15 protein-coding genes and 3 pseudogenes are annotated in these 16,038 nt (G+C 58.9%); 9 read left to right on the forward strand and 9 right to left on the reverse strand.

The annotated features are described in order from the left end of the window. Positions 1–10 precede the first annotated feature (10 nt). The 4 genes and pseudogenes from HGP14_RS34240 (at position 11) to HGP14_RS34255 (ending at position 4,094) form a co-directional block, all read left to right on the forward strand. On the forward strand, positions 11–115 hold the full coding sequence (locus tag HGP14_RS34240; protein ID WP_246704759.1) for an SDR family oxidoreductase: 105 nt from the start codon (positions 11–13) through the stop codon (positions 113–115). Between the two features lie 7 nt (positions 116–122). Continuing rightward, positions 123–1,969: pseudogene (locus HGP14_RS34245) on the forward strand (glycoside hydrolase family 15 protein). 400 nt (positions 1,970–2,369) lie between these two features. Next, positions 2,370–3,269 (forward strand): alpha/beta fold hydrolase, encoded by a 900-nt coding sequence (locus tag HGP14_RS34250; protein ID WP_246704756.1) that lies wholly within the window; start codon positions 2,370–2,372, stop codon positions 3,267–3,269. A gap of 108 nt (positions 3,270–3,377) precedes the next feature. Continuing rightward, complete coding sequence (locus HGP14_RS34255; protein ID WP_168834235.1) at positions 3,378–4,094, forward strand: SDR family oxidoreductase; 717 nt, start codon at positions 3,378–3,380, stop codon at positions 4,092–4,094. Between the two features lie 210 nt (positions 4,095–4,304). Here the strand turns inward: HGP14_RS34255 and HGP14_RS34260 are convergent, their stop codons facing one another. The 3 genes from HGP14_RS34260 to HGP14_RS34270 form a co-directional block, all read right to left on the reverse strand. Then, entirely contained in the window at positions 4,305–4,604 is a 300-nt protein-coding gene (locus tag HGP14_RS34260) for a hypothetical protein (protein ID WP_168834236.1), read from the reverse strand. Between the two features lie 904 nt (positions 4,605–5,508). After that, on the reverse strand, positions 5,509–5,787 hold the full coding sequence (locus HGP14_RS35345; protein WP_205927463.1) for an OsmC family protein: 279 nt from the start codon (positions 5,785–5,787) through the stop codon (positions 5,509–5,511). A gap of 324 nt (positions 5,788–6,111) precedes the next feature. Then, positions 6,112–7,272 (reverse strand): alkene reductase, encoded by a 1,161-nt coding sequence (locus tag HGP14_RS34270; RefSeq protein WP_168834237.1) that lies wholly within the window; start codon positions 7,270–7,272, stop codon positions 6,112–6,114. Positions 7,273–7,356: 84 nt separating this feature from the next. Between HGP14_RS34270 and HGP14_RS34275 the strand changes: the two genes are divergently transcribed. Next, positions 7,357–7,734, forward strand: a complete 378-nt coding sequence (locus HGP14_RS34275; RefSeq protein WP_168834238.1) for a winged helix-turn-helix transcriptional regulator — start codon at positions 7,357–7,359, stop codon at positions 7,732–7,734. Positions 7,735–8,115: 381 nt separating this feature from the next. On the opposite strand, the gene HGP14_RS34280 is transcribed toward HGP14_RS34275, so the two are convergent. From HGP14_RS34280 to HGP14_RS34295, 5 genes and pseudogenes are all read right to left on the reverse strand, one after another. Next, entirely contained in the window at positions 8,116–8,718 is a 603-nt protein-coding gene (locus HGP14_RS34280) for a TetR/AcrR family transcriptional regulator (protein ID WP_168834239.1), read from the reverse strand. Positions 8,719–8,853: 135 nt separating this feature from the next. Next, on the reverse strand, positions 8,854–9,963 hold the full coding sequence (locus HGP14_RS34285) for an enolase C-terminal domain-like protein (RefSeq protein ID WP_246704757.1): 1,110 nt from the start codon (positions 9,961–9,963) through the stop codon (positions 8,854–8,856). 585 nt (positions 9,964–10,548) lie between these two features. After that, positions 10,549–10,864, reverse strand: a pseudogene (locus HGP14_RS36600) (DNA polymerase Y family protein); the annotation flags it as partial. Positions 10,865–10,912: 48 nt separating this feature from the next. Continuing rightward, positions 10,913–11,053, reverse strand: a pseudogene (locus HGP14_RS36080) (damage-inducible mutagenesis protein); the annotation flags it as partial. Between the two features lie 16 nt (positions 11,054–11,069). Continuing rightward, positions 11,070–11,654, reverse strand: a complete 585-nt coding sequence (locus tag HGP14_RS34295) for a helix-turn-helix domain-containing protein (RefSeq protein WP_168834247.1) — start codon at positions 11,652–11,654, stop codon at positions 11,070–11,072. 163 nt (positions 11,655–11,817) lie between these two features. On the opposite strand from HGP14_RS34295, the gene HGP14_RS34300 reads away from it, so the two are divergent. The 4 genes from HGP14_RS34300 to HGP14_RS34315 are packed head-to-tail and all read left to right on the forward strand — an operon-like array spanning position 11,818 to position 13,611. Next, a complete protein-coding gene (locus HGP14_RS34300; protein ID WP_168834240.1) occupies positions 11,818–12,303 on the forward strand; it encodes a fasciclin domain-containing protein in 486 nt (161 codons plus the stop codon). A gap of 29 nt (positions 12,304–12,332) precedes the next feature. Then, positions 12,333–12,557, forward strand: a complete 225-nt coding sequence (locus HGP14_RS34305; protein WP_168834241.1) for a DUF378 domain-containing protein — start codon at positions 12,333–12,335, stop codon at positions 12,555–12,557. 59 nt (positions 12,558–12,616) lie between these two features. Then, positions 12,617–13,105, forward strand: a complete 489-nt coding sequence (locus HGP14_RS34310; protein WP_168834242.1) for a TspO/MBR family protein — start codon at positions 12,617–12,619, stop codon at positions 13,103–13,105. After that, positions 13,102–13,611 (forward strand): hypothetical protein, encoded by a 510-nt coding sequence (locus HGP14_RS34315; RefSeq protein ID WP_168834243.1) that lies wholly within the window; start codon positions 13,102–13,104, stop codon positions 13,609–13,611. The genes HGP14_RS34310 and HGP14_RS34315 overlap by 4 nt, the downstream gene beginning before the upstream one ends. A gap of 293 nt (positions 13,612–13,904) precedes the next feature. Here the strand turns inward: HGP14_RS34315 and HGP14_RS34320 are convergent. Beyond that, the coding region (locus HGP14_RS34320) for a sensor histidine kinase (RefSeq protein ID WP_168834244.1) at positions 13,905–16,038 on the reverse strand (2,134 nt) is incomplete at its 5' end.

Below are 16,038 nucleotides of genomic sequence, written 5' to 3' on the forward strand. Positions count from 1 at the left end.
TGTCGCGAAGATGGCTGTCATACTGGCGTCCGATGCTGCCTGCTACATCACCGGAACGACGGTCTTTGTCGATGGCGGCATGAGCGACTACCCGTCCTTTTCGCACGGCGGCTGATCCTAACATGGCGCAACGCATCGAGGACTATGGACTAATCGGTAACATGCTATCCGCAGCGCTTGTGGGAAGGGACGGATCGATCGACTGGCTCTGCCTGCCGCGGTTCGATTCCCCGCCTGCTTCGCCGCACTGCTAGGCACCCCTGAAAACGGCCGCTGGAAGATCGCCCCGGTGGGCGAGGCGGTACAAACGAGCAGGCGCTATCTTCCCGACACCGCGATTTTAGAAACCCGCTTCGAGACGGCTGCGGGCGTAGTCACGCTGACCGATTTCATGCCGATCAACAAACATGATCGCGCCCTCGACTTGATTCGTATCGTGACGGGAGTCTCAGGCGCGGTTGAAATGGAGATGGAACTTGCGCTGCGCTTTGAAAACGGTCAAGCGGTGCCTTGGGTACGGCGCAAGGATTACGGCCTGAGCGCAATCGCCGGCCCCCATGCGGTAGAACTGCACACAGACCTGCCGCTCGAAGGACGCGACCTGAAAACCCGCGCGCGCTTTACCGTGAATACGGGCGACAACGTTCCGCTGACGATGTCATACCACTCCTCCAACGAGCAGCCACATTTCGTCGCCGACCGCCGCGATGCACTCGATCGCACCGCGATCTGGTGGCACGAATGGGTCAAGCACGGCAGCTTTGAAGACATGCCTGACATCTGGCGCGAGCCCGTGGTCCGTTCGCTTATCACGCTCAAGATGCTTATCTACGCCCCGACGGGCGGAATTGTCGCAGCACCCACCACCTCGCTTCCCGAAGCGATCGGCGGTACGCGAAACTGGGACTATCGCTATTGCTGGCTGCGTGATTCAGCGCTGACGCTCTATGCATTGCTGAATTCGGGGTACCGCAAGGAAGCGGAGGACTGGCGGCAATGGCTGCTGCGCGCGGTCGCAGGTTCTCCGGATCAACTCCAGATCATGTGTGGAATCGCGGGCGAGCGTTGGCTGCCCGAGTTCGAGGTGCCGTGGCTAACAGGCTACGAAGGAAGCAGTCCGGTCAGGATCGGCAACGACGCTTCTGGTCAGATGCAGATTGACGTTTATGGCGAACTGATCGAAACGCTCCATGCCGCGCGCGATGCCGAGTTGCAGCCGCAGGAGGAGGCCTGGCGGTTGCAAAAGGTCCTGCTCGATCATTTGGAGACGGCATGGCGACTGCCCGACCGGGGAATTTGGGAAGTACGTGGAGCCCCGCGTCCGTTCACCCACTCGCGTATGATGGCTTGGGTTGCCCTCGACCGAGCCATCACTAGCACTGAGCGGTACGGGCTAAAGGGGCCGGTGACGAAGTGGCGTCACGTGCGCCAACAGGTTCACGGTGATATTTGCACCAACGGCTTTGATGCGAAGAAGAACAGCTTCGTTCAGTACTATGGAGGCGACACGCTCGATGCGAGCCTGCTGCTCATGCCGCAGCTGGGTTTTCTGCCGGTCGACGATCCACGGATCGGGGGAACGATTGATGCGGTCGAGCGTGAGCTGCTGCAGGGCGGGCTCGTAAAGCGTTACTCCACGGGCGAGACGGACGACGGGGTCGGTGGCGGCGAGGGAGCGTTCCTAGCGTGCAGCTTCTGGCTGGCTGACGCCTACGTGCTTACCGGGCGCGAACAGGATGCCCGCAACTTGTTCAACAGCTTGCTCGGCATTCGTAACGATCTCGGCTTGCTCGCGGAGGAATATGACATCGTATCCGGTCGCCTCCTCGGAAATTTCCCTCAGGCGTTCTCGCACATCGGCCTGATTAACACAGCGCATAATCTTGTTACCGCCGGCGGACCGGCGCGACAACGCGCCGAGAAGATCGCGCCAAGCAAATCATACAAGGTTTCGCCGGACAGGCCGTAGCAACCATTTTCGACGGAGTTCTCCCTCGGGGAACAGGCTATACGGCTTTGCCTCTCGTAGATGGATAATTAGCTATACGGCCGACGCGAGGCAAATGTCCGGACTGCCGTTTCTATGCCGGCGTCAGGTCTTCCAGGACTGCTGGAGCCGCCCTCTCAGGTCACGCAGATGGCGTGGAAGGAAGGCGGCGAGGAAGCATGTCGTCCTTGTCGGTACCTTTCCCGGTACGAAGGAGCGTCGTCTGGCCGATCCATCCTATGCTCTTCAAGGCCGCAATCACGTGGAGGGCGATCACTTGCGCGCAACTATTCGAGTGCGCCGGGCTGACGGGGAGGCCCGGAGACTTGCTAGAATTCGCTTGCGGTTCTGGAGCGTGCGCTCTATAACACTTCTGGATCGAATGCTCCCGAACTACTGTAAACAGGTCGATACGATGACTGAACTAAAACATCACACCGTGCGTGCAAACGGGATCCGACAGCACTTCATCGAAGTGGGCCAGGGCGCTCCGGTGGTCCTGCTTCATGGCTTCCCCTTCACAAGCTATACCTGGCGCCACCAGCTCCCGGTACTCGCCAAGCAATACCGCGTCATCGCCCCCGATCTGCGCGGCTACGGCGAGACCGACAAACCGGTCGGCGGATACGATAAGCGCAATATGGCGAAGGACCTCCGAGAACTGATGCGGGTACTTGGGATCAAAAAGGTTGCCCTGGTCGGCCATGATCGCGGCGCGCGCGTGGCGACCCGCTTCGCCAAGGACCATGCAGAGGCCGTCGACCGGTTGGTGGTCATGGACAATGTACCAACCCGCATTATAGCCCGCGATTTCGACTTCGCGAAAATGGCCAAGACGTACTGGTTGTTCCTTTTCCATCTCAAGCTCGACCTGCCGGAGGTTCTGATCACCGGCCGCGAGGAGCAGTGGCTACGCCATCTTTTTTCCGAGTGGTGCTACAATCCCCATGCCATCTCCGGCAAGGACTTCGAGACCTATGTCACCGCCTACCGCAATCCGGGCGCGGTGCGCGGCTGCCTTGCCGACTACCGTGCAAGCGCCGAGGATCTTGCTCAGGATGTGGCGGATGCCTCCACCAAGATCGCCTGCCCAACCTTCTCGATCTGGGGAGCCGATTTTGATGGCGTAGGTAAATCCTTCGACATGCCCGCCGTGTGGGCGGAAATGGCTGAGAATCTGCGCACGTTTGCCGTGCCCCAATGTGGGCATGTTCCCCAGGAAGAGCAACCCGCCATGACGACCGAGCTGCTGCTTGATTTTCTAGCCGGCTGGGCCGGCTGACAGCATCCATACCAACCGCGAGACCATCTTTCATTCTCTATGGCCAGACATCACGCCTGAAAATAGAGAGTTGCTCTATTACGCGCAACTGACATCAAGGTAATAACAATGACCAAGAGAACCTTCCTCGTGACTGGTGCCAGCAAGGGCATTGGCCGCTCCCTCTCCGAACGGCTTGCTTACGATGGTCACCACGTCGTTGGCATCGTTCGGGACCCCACGGATACCAGCTTCCCGGGCACATTGGTATCAATTGATCTCTCTGATCGGCGCGCGACGGACATCGGGCTCAGGGAATTGACGGCGAAGTTCGACTTCGATGGCGTCGTCAACAATGTCGGTTTCATCAAGCTTGGCAGCATCGGCGAAATCAACATCGATGATCTCGAAGAGTCCTTTCGCCGCAACCTGACGCCGGCCGTGCAGGCCGTTCAGGCTGCGTTGCCGGCGATGAAGGCGAAGGGTTGGGGTCGCATCGTCAACCTGTCCAGTCTAACCGTGCTTGGGATGCGAGACCGCACCGCCTATGCCGGTGCAAAGGCCGCAATCTCCAATTTCACGCGTGTCTGGGGACTGGAACTTGCTGGACACAACATCACCGTCAACGCGGTCGCACCCGGTCCGACTGCGACGGAAATGCTGCGCAAAAATAATCCTGTCGGCAGCGAGGCAGAGGCACGCTTCCTATCGATGATTCCCCTCGGGCGGCTGGGCGAGCCACGCGAGATCGCCGCCGCGATCGCCTTCTTCCTCTCCGAGGACGCCGGTTTTGTCACTGGTCAGACGCTGTTCGTCGACGGCGGCGGCTCGATCGGCAAGTCCTGAGGCTGAGGGACGGACGTTCAAACTTGAGATCTGTTATCCGTCATTTCTGATCTTTGGCAGAAGCCTCGGAGGGCAATGGTCCTGGGATAAGTTCTAGAGCGCGATGCCGAAAAGTGTGCGATGCCCAGTCGACATCTGGCCGCACGACGCATCTTTGCCGAACGCTTCGGATACACTGTTCTCACCGACCGAAAGCCCGCCGCCCGCCTGTCACACCAACTGATGCAGCCAGTCAGCAACGACACCTTGCTCCGAGTTGTCCGTCGCCGCATCCGCGCTCCAACGGAGACGCTGAATGTCGTTGGCATTGATGACTGGCTCGGCGTCGCAATCATCGCTATGGCAGCATTGTTTGAGGTCTGGAGAGGCGACGTATTGTCGCGCTTCTGCTGGATCGCGAAATAGCAACGGTTGAAGCGCGGCTAACCGATTATCCAGGCATAGCAGTCGTATCGCGGGATCGCGGCGGCGATACGGCGAGGCGACGGCAAGCGCTTTGCCGCGATACAAGTCGCAGATCCACTGCCATCTCATAGAAAATGCAAGCAGTGCGTTTTTGGATGCTGTTCCCAAATCGATGCTTGTTACCCCGCGATCGATGGGCGCTTCTATCGTGAAACCCGACCTTCTCCCCGCAGAGCCCCCCAATATGAAGCCTATCTCCGCCCGGGGCGGTCGACAAATCCATCAAAGCAATGAAAGACGAAAGCTTCCCTCAAGGAGATCGTTCGATGATCTGATATCAGCCGCGGAACAGTGCGCAAGATTGCACGGGCATGCAGAACGATGTGTTCCATGTTCGGGAAGCTTCCTCGAAAGTAATTTGACCGTTCTCGATGGACTTTGGATCGAGGGTCGCCACAACGGCGGTGAGCTTTGGCGGCGTCTGAAAACGAGGGGTTTTGGAGGCTCGCTACGGGTCACCGAATGGGCGACCCCGTCGGCGCCGCGCTGATAACCTTTTGCCTTATCCGACGTCAACGCGTTCCGTCGGCCCCGAAGATCGCCCGCATGATGACACCAGCCGAAACAATCTGACAAAAACAAGCGCCATGATGGCTGCAAATATCGAGAGGAGCGTTCTGGCATTGTCGGAGGCAAGAGTTTCGCTCGACCGGTACCAGATGATGATCCGTAGGAGAAATGTGTTTGAGTTGGCCTCGCGGATCGATTCCGTTCGCGAGCCGCTCAGATCAACAAGTTGAAGCTTGTGAAAAGGCAAATGTATGGACGGGCGAAAATTGATCCTCTCGAAGCCCGCCTTGTCGGACTGTCGTTCAAAGGTCATCGAAAATGCGTCTGACCAAGGGGTTGACAGTCTACAACGGGATCTTGCGACGGATGCCCAAGCGACAGAGGCTTACCTCTGCGGTAGAGGGGTATTACAGCGGAGGTCTTCCTCCGCTGTAATACTTCAGACAAGACGTGTCGTTATCTTGACCGGATTGGCAAGAGTATCATGAATGGGGGAGCTATTCGGCAACTCGCGAACCAGTTCTTCGAGTTGTGCCCTGCTTGCCGTTTCGCTGGTGACCATGACGTCGACTTTTATTGCCTGCGCGCCTTTGCGCACCGAACTGTCGAGGCCAAGGAAGCCGTTGAGATCGATATCAAAGCCGAGGTCAAGTTCGAGCCCGTTCAGGTCTATCCCCTTGCTGGCGGCCATCGAGGCAAGGGTCACCGTACAGTGCATGGAGGACATATTCCGCGGGGCTCGCGCCGGTATCGGTGCCAAGGAGGACTACCGGCTCGTCGCTGACGAGAGCAAACTTGCCATCGCGCGCGTCGTCCGCTTGACCGTTTTGTATCAGCGGCCCGGTGTGCGAGGCGATAGCTAGACCGCCATTCGCCTCCCCTTTGATTTTGAATGTGACTTTGCCGAGCGCCGGCTGCTTGCGAACCGCCTCCTGCGTTTCGCGGATTGAGTTGATGTTGGCGAAGGGCTTCTTCGTTGCTGTCAATTGAGCCTCCTTAGAGATTTGCGTTCCGCGGGTGGGACCTGCTTGATCTGACGCGATCAGGCCGCGCCGCGTGCAGCGCTGTCGATGGGATATGTTGGGAAGTCTGTGTAACCCACTTCCTCGCGTCGAGTGTAATAAGTTGATGGGTCCGCTTCAGCCAAGGGCCAACCGTGCTTAAGACGTTCGGCAAGGTCCGGGTTTGCGATATATGGTCTGCCGAAGGCGATCAGGTCCGCTAACCCGGTGTCGAGGGCAGCCTGAGCGCTCTCGCGGCTAGTGAAGCCGCCGGCCCAGATGATTGCGCCAGGAAACGCCGCCCGAACCTTGGCAAGCAGAGCATGGTCGATGTGGTGTTTCTTGAACTCGGCGCTCTCCATGTTTCCCGCAGGCATTAGCTCGTAGACCAGATGCATATATGTGACACCGCGGCGACCCAATTGCTCACAAACGTACAGCAACGTTTCTTCGACAAGCGGGTCCGCCGGCATAGAGTTGAACCTGCCGAACGGAGACAGGCGGACGCCAACACGCCCCGGGCCCAATTCACGCACCGCCGCGTCGACGACTTCCATCAGGAAGCGCGTGCGATCTTCGACGCTACCGCCTCCGTAGCGATCGGTGCGCCTATTGAGCACCGAGTTCATAAACTGGTCGAATAGATAGCCGTTAGCTGCGTGGATTTCGACGCCATCGAAACCGGCCTGCCGCGCGTTGGCGAAGGCTTGGGAAAAGGTGCCGACCAAGGCTGATACTTCATCCGTCCCGAGGCGTCTTGGCGTGCCGGCACGGACATAGCCCAACTTGCCATCCGCGTCGTGGGCAAACACATCCGAATGCTCAGCCCTTTCCTCGGTGGCGCCCCAAGGGGCCTCGCCATTCGGCATGAGCGACGGATGCGCCATCCTGCCAACGTGCCATATCTGTGAAAATATCTTACCGCCTTTGCGATGAACTTCATCGGTCACCAGACGCCAGCCCTGCCGTTGGGCTTCCGTGTAGATGCCGGGCGTCAGAGCGTAGCCTTTGCTGGACGGGGAAACGTCGGTCGCCTCGGTCACGATCAGTCCGGCGGTGGCCCGTTGCCCATAGTAGGTGGCCACCAGCTCATTGGGGACGTCGCCATCAGACGTCCGCGTGCGGGTCATGGGTGCCATGACAATGCGGTTCTTCAGCGGAACGGTGCTACCAAGCCATTGAGATTCGAACAGGTCCACCATAGATACTCCTTCGATTGTTGCTGATCGAAGGTTTACCTGTTGGTAGCCTTCCCGATCTACACACCGTTTGGTCAGTGGTGGCGAATGAAGATCATCAAGAGACTGCCGGGCTTGCCGGTCGAGCGCACGCTGGGTGTCCTCTCCGGGCGCTGGAAGGCAGTTATCCTCTATGTGCTGCTGGATGGTCAGCAACGCACCTCCGAGTTGGAAAAGCGCGTTGCAGGCATCTCGCAGAAGGTGTTGATCGAGCAACTGCGAGCGCTTGAGGAACATGGAATGGTGAGCCGTCAGCCCGTCGCCGGGGATCCTCAGGGGATCGAATACCTGCTCACTCCACTCGGCGAAAGCCTGCGGCCCATCTTGGATTCCCTCATCGAATGGGGATCCCATCACGCCAAGGAGCGCAATGAGGTAGATAGGCTTCTTCCATGCAATGCTGTTATTCGAGATCGTACGACCTGACATCGGTAACTGTCAGGTGTAGATCTTACTGTCGATAGCAATAGACAGTGGGCAGTGAAGACTCGTGGATAGTTCGGCATCCCAGAGGAGGTCGCTACAGACCACGCAGGGCCCCCTCGACGCGGAATTCCACGAAGCGGTGCTCGCGTTGTGTTGTAGTCGTCTCATGCGCCAGCTGGATGCCCAAGCTGCGCGGTCAGATCGAGCGTTTCTTCAAATAGGATGAATCAGTTGCGCCTCTTTATTGGCCAGCGTCGAGCATCCCGGATGATCTCGTAATCGCACCCTCTGCGAAGCGAAGATGTCGTCGAGTTCATCCTCACCGACGACGGCCGGTTCCGCATGAGGAGCTGGTGGCGATGGGCTCGAGCGAGGAGAGGATCATGGGTTGGGCTTCCAATCAATGCCGATAGCCGTCAGCGGCGGACGTACGACATCCCTCAAAACGACCTCGTCCGGACGTACTCGCGCCAGCACACGCAACCCGAGGAGAACCGCAAGCAGATGGCGGGCGTGTTCTCCTGGCGAAGGTGTTGGGGGGATCTCGCCGGCCTCCTGCGCGGACGCAAGACAGCGCCGGAAGAACGCCTCGATCATCACGGTTTCCTCGGCGACACGCTGTTGTATCTCAGGATCCTCAGGCGTCGATTCCAAGGCTGTGTTCACAAGTAGGCAACCGCGATGCTGCTTGTCCGCAATCGAACGTTCGACAATCTCGTTGAAGAAGCTAGCGATGGCCGCGCGTGGCGGCATCGATGCCTCGAGAAAATGGATGCGAGGTCTGAGGGTGTGGTCGAGATAATGGTCGAGCGAGCGCAGGAAGATTCCACGCTTGTCGCCATAGGCCGCATAGATGCTGCTGTGTGTCAAACCGGTGCTCTGCGTCAGCTCGCGCGTCGAGGTCGCTTCGTAGCCCTTCGCCCAGAATGCATCGACGGCAGCCGTCAACACCTTGTCTTCGTCGAATTCTCTTGGTCGTGCCATCGCGTTGCGTCGCCTCCGCCTCTAACTGTTGCAGATCCCCATTGCGGGCAACGCAGCCAAGCTTCTTTCAATGCCGAAATAGAGCGATCGATCTATAATTTCAAGACGGGTTCGGTCGCGTGCATGCAGCAGGCATTAACTCAGCCGATAGCGTGCGACCGCCTCGGCATCCCATCGCAACCCATTGCCGGCGAGTTCGGAGGCGATTGCCATCCCGTCGACGATCCTCAACGGCTCTTGCAGAAGCGCCGCCGCCCAGTCGACATATTCAAGCCAATGCATTGTCGCGGTGCCAGCGAGAAGGTGAGCGCTAACCTCGGGAGACAGATGAGATGAAACCTCCCTGTTGTGAGCCGCCGCCAAGCCAGCGGCCACTCTCCAGCCGGTCACCCCGCCAATGCGGTCGAGATCGAACATCAGGTAGTCTGAGGCGATCGTCTCTAACGCCTCGGCGACGGACCGGGCCCCGACACAGTTCTCGCCGATCTGGATTGGCGTCTTCGACGTCGCGCTCACCTGCGCCAAATGCATATAGTCATCATGGCGGATCGGTTCTTCGATCCAATAAATGCCTTCATCGTCAAGCGCCGGACAGCGTTGCATGGCGTCGGCGAACGTGAGGGCCTGATTGAAGTCGACCATCAGGGCTACCTCACTCGGCAGACGCCCGCGTACCGCCCGAACCGCCGCGAGGTCATCGGCAAAATTCGGTCGACCGAGCCGCATTTTGACTGCCCGGAAACCACCCGCGAGCAGTTCCTCCGCCTCGTCCGCTGCCTCCTGCGGACCGATCAGGCTGAGGCCGCAACTGTTGTAGGCTGGAACGGGGCGTCGTTCGGCCCCGAGCAGATCAGCAAGCGGCATGCCGGCCGCCACGGCCAGCGCGTCCCAGGCTGCGACATCGACTGTCGAAGCAACCATCGGCAACGGCCCGCCAAGGCCGATTAGCTTGAAATGCTGCGCAATTCTTTTCGACAGCGAATGGGGAGCGACCCTCTGGCCGGCGAGCACGGTTCCGAGATCCGTAACGACCGTTTGCATCGATCGCGCAATTACGTCCGTATAGCAAAAGCCATAGGCGTTGCCGGTGATCCCCTCCTGCGTACTAAGCTCGACGATCAGCAGCGGTACTGTGGAAAAAATCTGCGAGCTGGTCCGAAGCGGGCGTTTCAATGGCACCGCTACCGGTGTTGCGGACAGGCTGCGGATGGTCAGATGGTGCATGGCGTGCTCTTTCTCGGGCATCTATCTTGAGTGTTCCGTCCACCGAAGTGTGGAAGACGCCGCCGAGGCGGCGTCGAGATCAATCATGCGAGATTCGCAGTTCTAGGAAGCAGCTGCCATCAACCCGCGGAGAAGCGTCGCCGCGACGAATACGATCCTCTGAGAGGCGTTCGACCGATTCGAAATCTCGGAACTCGGCGATCACGACGTGCGGTCGATCCTGCGGTCCTTCGAAACGATGGTCTTACCGCTGCGGCCGGCGAATCTTGCAAGCATTGCAGCGACCGCCGCGCGCAGTGCTGAAATGCCTCCCGGTCGCAAATGGGACCTCGAACGAAGAAATAGGCGGACATATGCTCACTCCTTGGGAGGTGATGGTCACTGGGAACAGAATGCCGGCCTCGACGTAAGGATGCTCGTCCGGCCACGTTTGTGCACCGCTCCGAGCGGACGCGGGCATCGCTGGAGGGCGGATGCATACCTTTCTTTGAGAAGCGACGGAGATGCCTCAACCGCTCCAATAGGTATATGGATCGATCGCTCCATATTTTCAAGCATCATCTAACTCGCATATAGCCCGGCAGTTTAGCGCAGGACCAGCCCCGGTGCGACGGAAGCGTAGAGTTCCTTGGCTACAAACCGGTGAATATCCGGTCACCATCGCCAACTCCCCACCGTCAGGATGATCACGATCTCGTCCCGCCATCAACGGCCACAACCGGCGAATACTGCGTCAACGCCCAGAGTTTGATGCGCTCAAGAGCGGCAGCAAGCGGCCGGGTCGGCATCAACGAACATCAATCCGCGGAAGATCACGTGCGGCATCGGCAACTGCGAACACCAGCGCTGCTCCTGGCGATTGCGACGACCGGCTGATCACGGGGAATAGAGGGACATGCCCGCCTGATCTGTCTGTCGGCAGATCCGGGAGGTAAACGGATGCGACCCTTGTAGTCGCATGCTTCTACGCGGTGGAAGCCATCGGCTGAACGAAATCGTTGGCGTCGCTCTGGCGGCGCCATCTGCGGACGCCAATCCCCATAGTGCCCGTGTTCTCGGCTGCAAGCTGCAGGCGGCGAGAAGCGGTAATCGGCAAGGAACGAGCTCGCCCGCCATGACCCGGCCGCTTATGAAGAGGTCACAACAATAGCGGTTGAAATTTCCTTGCCTTCGCGGCGGTAACTGTGCGGAACGCTAGAGTCAAAATATATAGCGTCTCCCGTATCCAGCGCTGCCTCCTTACCATCCACATTGACTATAAGGCGACCGCTGAGCACGTAGATGAACTCAGCGCTGCCATGTTGATGCGGCTCTGACGGCGGCGCATCGACCGGGAACTCGGCGTAGAACGCCTCCATGCGGCGGTCAGAAGCGGGATAGTCCAGGCTTTCGAATAGAAAGGCCGGGTGCTTTTCGCCCGGCGGGCTTGGAAGTTTGAGACGCTGCTGCTTTCGGACGATCGCGATGAGCGGCTCCTCCTTGTCGGCATTGAAGAAGTGATCGAGGCCGACGCCGAAAACCATGGCGATCCGAAGCAGCGTAGGCAGGGTTGGAAACATCTTCCCGCGCTCGATCTTCGAGAGCATCGCAGGCGAGAGCCCTGTATGCCCGGCCAACTGCACCAACCCCAGCTTCTTTCTCAGACGCAGTGCCTTGATACGCGGGCCGATCGCGTAGCGCTGAAGCTCGTTAGACAACGTGTCGGAGAGCACTTCGCAAAACTCCTTTTCATATCGGGAAATTATAACGCCAAAAGTTATCTTCACAAGATAGTTCTTTTTCAGGTCACGATAATTTGAGTAGAAAGCAAACATGTTTTCTCTATATGAAATTCATGGCGTGCATTTCGCACCCGTCATCGAGAGGAGAAATGCCATGAAACTGACAAGCCTTTTGTTCGCTGCGGCGATCACGTTCGGCAGCAGCGTCAGCGCGTTTGCCGCAGAGAAGGATGTCGTCGACACCGCTATGGAGGCGGGTCAATTCAAGACGCTGGGTGCCGCGCTCGAAGCGGCAGGCCTGGTCGCCACGCTCAAAGGGGCGGGTCCGTTCACGGTCTTTGCTCCGACCGATGAAGCCTTCGCCAAATTGCCGGCCGGTACCGTCGAAAACCTGCTGAAGCCGGAGAACAAGCAAAAGCTTGCTGAGATCCTCACCTACCATGTCGTCGCGGGGAAGGTGATGGCTGCGGACGTGGCGGGTATCGACGAAGCGAAGTCCGTAAATGGCAAAATGATCGACATCGACGTCGAGGGCGCCACCGTCAAGGTCAACGACGCCGCTGTCACTGCTGCCGACATTGCTGCCTCGAACGGGGTCATCCATGTCATCGACAAGGTGATCATGCCGCCGGAAGGCTGACCTCCCATCCCTCGACCTGGAGAAGAACCATGAAGTTTATCAACATCTTCACGCTCATCCTCATAATCGTAGGCGGGCTGAACTGGGGGCTGGTCGGACTATTTAGCTTTGACCTCGTGGCCGCCATCTTCGGGGCTGGCTCGGGGCTCGCCCGGATCGTTTACCTGCTGGTAGGGCTATCGGCGGCCTGGCAGATCATCCCCCTGTTTTCTGCAATGGGCTCCGGCGAGTTCGCTGCTGGCCAGAACCGATAGGACCTTGGAGGGACCCGCTTGCCTCGTCGGCGGTTCCCTCCATCTTTTGCCGGATGGACATGTATCCCCTGCTTGTGTTGATCGCCTTCGAGGTCGCGAGCTTCGCTGCGGCGGCTACCGGCGTGATCTTTAGGCCAGGCGACTGGTACAAGCAGCTCGACAAGCCAAGATGGCGCCCGCCCGATTGGCTGTTCGCCCCGGTCTGGACGGTTCTCTATGCGTCGATCGGACTGTCGGGCTGGCTCGTATGGCTAGAGGCAGGCGTTGGCGGAGCAGCACTGCCTCTCAGCGTCTATGCATTCCAGCTTCTGCTCAATGCTGCGTGGACGCCGATCTTTTTTGGACTTCACCGACCCGGGCTGGCCGTGGTGGAGATCATGGTACTTTGGGTTGCGATCCTGGCGACGATTATTATGTTTCACCCCGTGAATGCGGCTGCTGCCTTGCTACTTGTTCCTTACCTGGCGTGGGTGAGTTTCGCGGCGGCACTTAACTTGTCCATCTGGCGGCGCAACCGCTCGAAACCACTGTCGCAGGGTGCCCGATGAGACCCCGGTGGGTCGTCGTGAATGACCGGATGCAGCAAGGCTACCGGTACGCGCTCGTTGCGCCAATTGGCCGTAACTTTCATTCCGATTTCCGGCCAGACTTGACACCCGCCGAGATGCTCGCGCTCGGGGTGTTCGGCGGCAAGTACATGACCGATTGTCGCGACGAATTCCCCAACAGTTGGTTTGCAGAGGCCCGGCTGTCGTCGCTGCGAAAAGATCCGTTACTTAATTGGTTCGGTGTCGACGCCAGCCAACCGCTCAGCGCCTGGCGAGCTAAGGGATGGATACATCCCGACGATCCGCGTGGCTGGTTCCAGTGGTACTGCCGTTACCACCAAGGTCGTCGCATGCCCGGCGAGGACGAGCGACAGATCGCCCGTTGGAAAGCTATTCGCCGCCATCTCGCTCAGCTTCGTCGAGCCTGCGAGCCTGGGGATTGCTGGTGCCGGCCGCGTCAGCGCCAGGCTCTACTGCATTGGGCATATGACAGCCGTTCGATTTAACTATTATGCCGCTGCAGTGCTGAAAAACGTCCGGTATCTTGCTTGCGAGGCTAGAAGCTGCCGGGCAGCATGCAGCCCCAAATCGGTCACGCGAACGGGCCAAGATATTCGCTTGTCTAGAAAATTTAATTGAACAGGAAGTTTGTAACGATGGGGTCATTGGTTCTGATCCCTTTAAGAGCCACCACTGTACGAAGAAATGAGGAAGGACCCTATTAACTGCCTCCTATCAGTTAACGGACGAGCTATCTTACTGAATGTTTATGTCTTGCGGTTAGCTGCAAAGCGGCAGATCAGGTGAAGCCGGCACAAGTCAGGGTGAATTGAAAGACAGCGCCATGGGGGTTATTTGCCGCAACCGACAACCGGCCTCCATGTGCTTCGACGATCGAACGGCAGATCGACAGACCGAGGCCCATGCCACTAGACTTGGTCGTGTAGAAGGGACTGAAGATCCGTTCGAGCAACTCTGGGTTCAGGCCCGGGCCGGTGTCAGCCACGGCCACGCACAGGCAGTCGGCGCTCTCCTTTGCCGTCCGAACGCACAGCTCTCGCGACCCATGGATGGTGCCCATGGCTTCAGTGGCGTTGATGATCAGGTTCAGGATCACCTGCTGCAGTTGCACCCGGTCGCCATGCAAGAGCGGCAGGTTATCGGCGAGCTGCGTCTCCACTTTTATTCCGTTCTTGGTGATTTCGCTCCGGGCCAAGCCGATCACTTCGGTGATTGTCTCATTGATGTCGAGCATGTCTCGCTCTGGCGGCGCTTTCTTGATCTGTCCGCGTATGCGACCAATGACTTCGCCAGCTCGTCTGCCGTCCCTGGCGATCCGATCAAGCGCCTTGCGTACTTCCGCGAGATCCGGCTGCTCCTTGTCCATCCAGCGCAATGCGGCCTGGGCATTGGTGACGGTTGCAGCGATCGGCTGGTTGACCTCATGGGCGATTGAAGCGGTAAGCTGGCCTATCGTCGCGACCCGATTCGCGTGCGCCAATTCCATCTGCACCTGCCGGTATCGCTGATCGCTCTCGCGGGCTTCTGCTTCCGCTCGCTTGAGATCGGTCAAATCGAGGATGTAGGCAACGCCTTGATCCGACCGTCCTTCGAATGCGGCTGCGCCGATCAGCACAGGTACCCGGCTGCCATCCTTACGGAAAAACTCCTTTTCGCGAGCTTGCATGGTGCCAGTCGACTGAAGCTCTTCGAGTTCACTCCGAGCGTGCACTTCCTGCCATTCGGGAGGGGTCATGTCGAACCAGCGAAGCCCTGCGTTCAAATCCTCGCGATCATACTGCACCATGCGGAGAAACGCATCGTTGGCATCGATCAGACGTCCGTCCAAGTCCCAGATGACAATCCCTATGACGTTGGAATCAACCAGCCGCCGGATCCTGGCTTCTCGTTCCGCGAGTTCTCGGTACAACTGCGTATTCTCCAGCGAGATAGCCGCCTGCGAGGCGAGCAGCTTCAGCACCGCGATCCTGGCCGGCGCGAATACCCGAGGGGCCAGGTTGTTCTCGAGGAACAGCACACCAATGATCTTGGCCTGATTGAGTAGCGGCAGGCAGAGGACTGAGCGGGCCTGCCGCTTGCGGATATACGGGTCGGCGGCAAACGGGGACTGTCCGGCGGCATCGTCGAGAATAACGCTTTCCCCGGTGCGTAGGACATAGTGGAGCACTGACTCCGGCAGAACGGCGGCGGCCATGGGCTCGTCGCGCAGGCGCGTGATCACCGCCTTCCCGCTGATCGTGGTTTCTGCGGCGATGCGCTGTTCAGCCCCGCGCGACAAAATCAACAAACCTCGTTCGGCACCTGCCTGTTCAATGGCGGTTTGCATAATCGTTTCGAGGAGCTTCTCCAGCACGATCTCGCCTGATATCGCCTGCGACACCTTGATTACAGTCGCAAGGTCGAGGTGCTCGACGGGCGCGGCCATAGTGCTCGTCGAAGCAGGCGCGGGTTCGTCCGTTTTGAGGCGCGGATACATCTCGTCGAGTTGCTGCACCTTGCCGTCCGCGCCCCAGCGGAGATAACAGTGCCGGGCGTTTCGCAGGTAGAGATGCGCAATTTCGTCGAAGCCACGTGTCTGGTAGAATCGCGCGGCGAGCTCATGGGCGAGCGCCTCATTATGACCAAAGCCGTTTGCCTGTGCCGAACGGATGGCTTGTTCGTAAAGGTTCATGGCGTCAAGTGCGCGGCCCTCGATCCGGGCAATCTCGGCGCCTGTCAGTTCGGCGCGGTTTGCAAAGGTCTCCGGACAATTCTTCGCCCAGAGCGTGATCTGCTGGTGATGAGCCGCCAGCGCTTCCAAATGCCGGAGCCGCTCTTCGCCAAGGGACGTATCGCAGCGCGCCGCCCGAGCAAGTGCCCCGTAGAAATGGTATTCAGCCAACTCGAATTGAGACGGCACCGTCCAAAGCAGA

The organism is Rhizobium sp. P32RR-XVIII (genome assembly GCF_012641395.1).
Classification (GTDB): Bacteria; Pseudomonadota; Alphaproteobacteria; order Rhizobiales; family Rhizobiaceae; genus Rhizobium.

Coding starts and splice junctions, on each gene's coding strand:
- HGP14_RS35345 (WP_205927463.1), bottom strand. CDS start 5,787: ATGCACTGTACGGTGACCCTTGCCTCGATGGCCGCCAGCAAGGGGATA.
- HGP14_RS34270 (WP_168834237.1), bottom strand. CDS start 7,272: ATGGTGGACCTGTTCGAATCTCAATGGCTTGGTAGCACCGTTCCGCTG.
- HGP14_RS34305 (WP_168834241.1), top strand. CDS start 12,333: ATGAAGTTTATCAACATCTTCACGCTCATCCTCATAATCGTAGGCGGG.
- HGP14_RS34300 (WP_168834240.1), top strand. CDS start 11,818: ATGAAACTGACAAGCCTTTTGTTCGCTGCGGCGATCACGTTCGGCAGC.
- HGP14_RS34255 (WP_168834235.1), top strand. CDS start 3,378: ATGACCAAGAGAACCTTCCTCGTGACTGGTGCCAGCAAGGGCATTGGC.
- HGP14_RS34250 (WP_246704756.1), top strand. CDS start 2,370: ATGCTCCCGAACTACTGTAAACAGGTCGATACGATGACTGAACTAAAA.
- HGP14_RS34280 (WP_168834239.1), bottom strand. CDS start 8,718: ATGGCACGACCAAGAGAATTCGACGAAGACAAGGTGTTGACGGCTGCC.
- HGP14_RS34240 (WP_246704759.1), top strand. CDS start 11: ATGGCTGTCATACTGGCGTCCGATGCTGCCTGCTACATCACCGGAACG.
- HGP14_RS34285 (WP_246704757.1), bottom strand. CDS start 9,963: ATGCCCGAGAAAGAGCACGCCATGCACCATCTGACCATCCGCAGCCTG.
- HGP14_RS34275 (WP_168834238.1), top strand. CDS start 7,357: ATGAAGATCATCAAGAGACTGCCGGGCTTGCCGGTCGAGCGCACGCTG.
- HGP14_RS34315 (WP_168834243.1), top strand. CDS start 13,102: ATGAGACCCCGGTGGGTCGTCGTGAATGACCGGATGCAGCAAGGCTAC.
- HGP14_RS34310 (WP_168834242.1), top strand. CDS start 12,617: ATGTATCCCCTGCTTGTGTTGATCGCCTTCGAGGTCGCGAGCTTCGCT.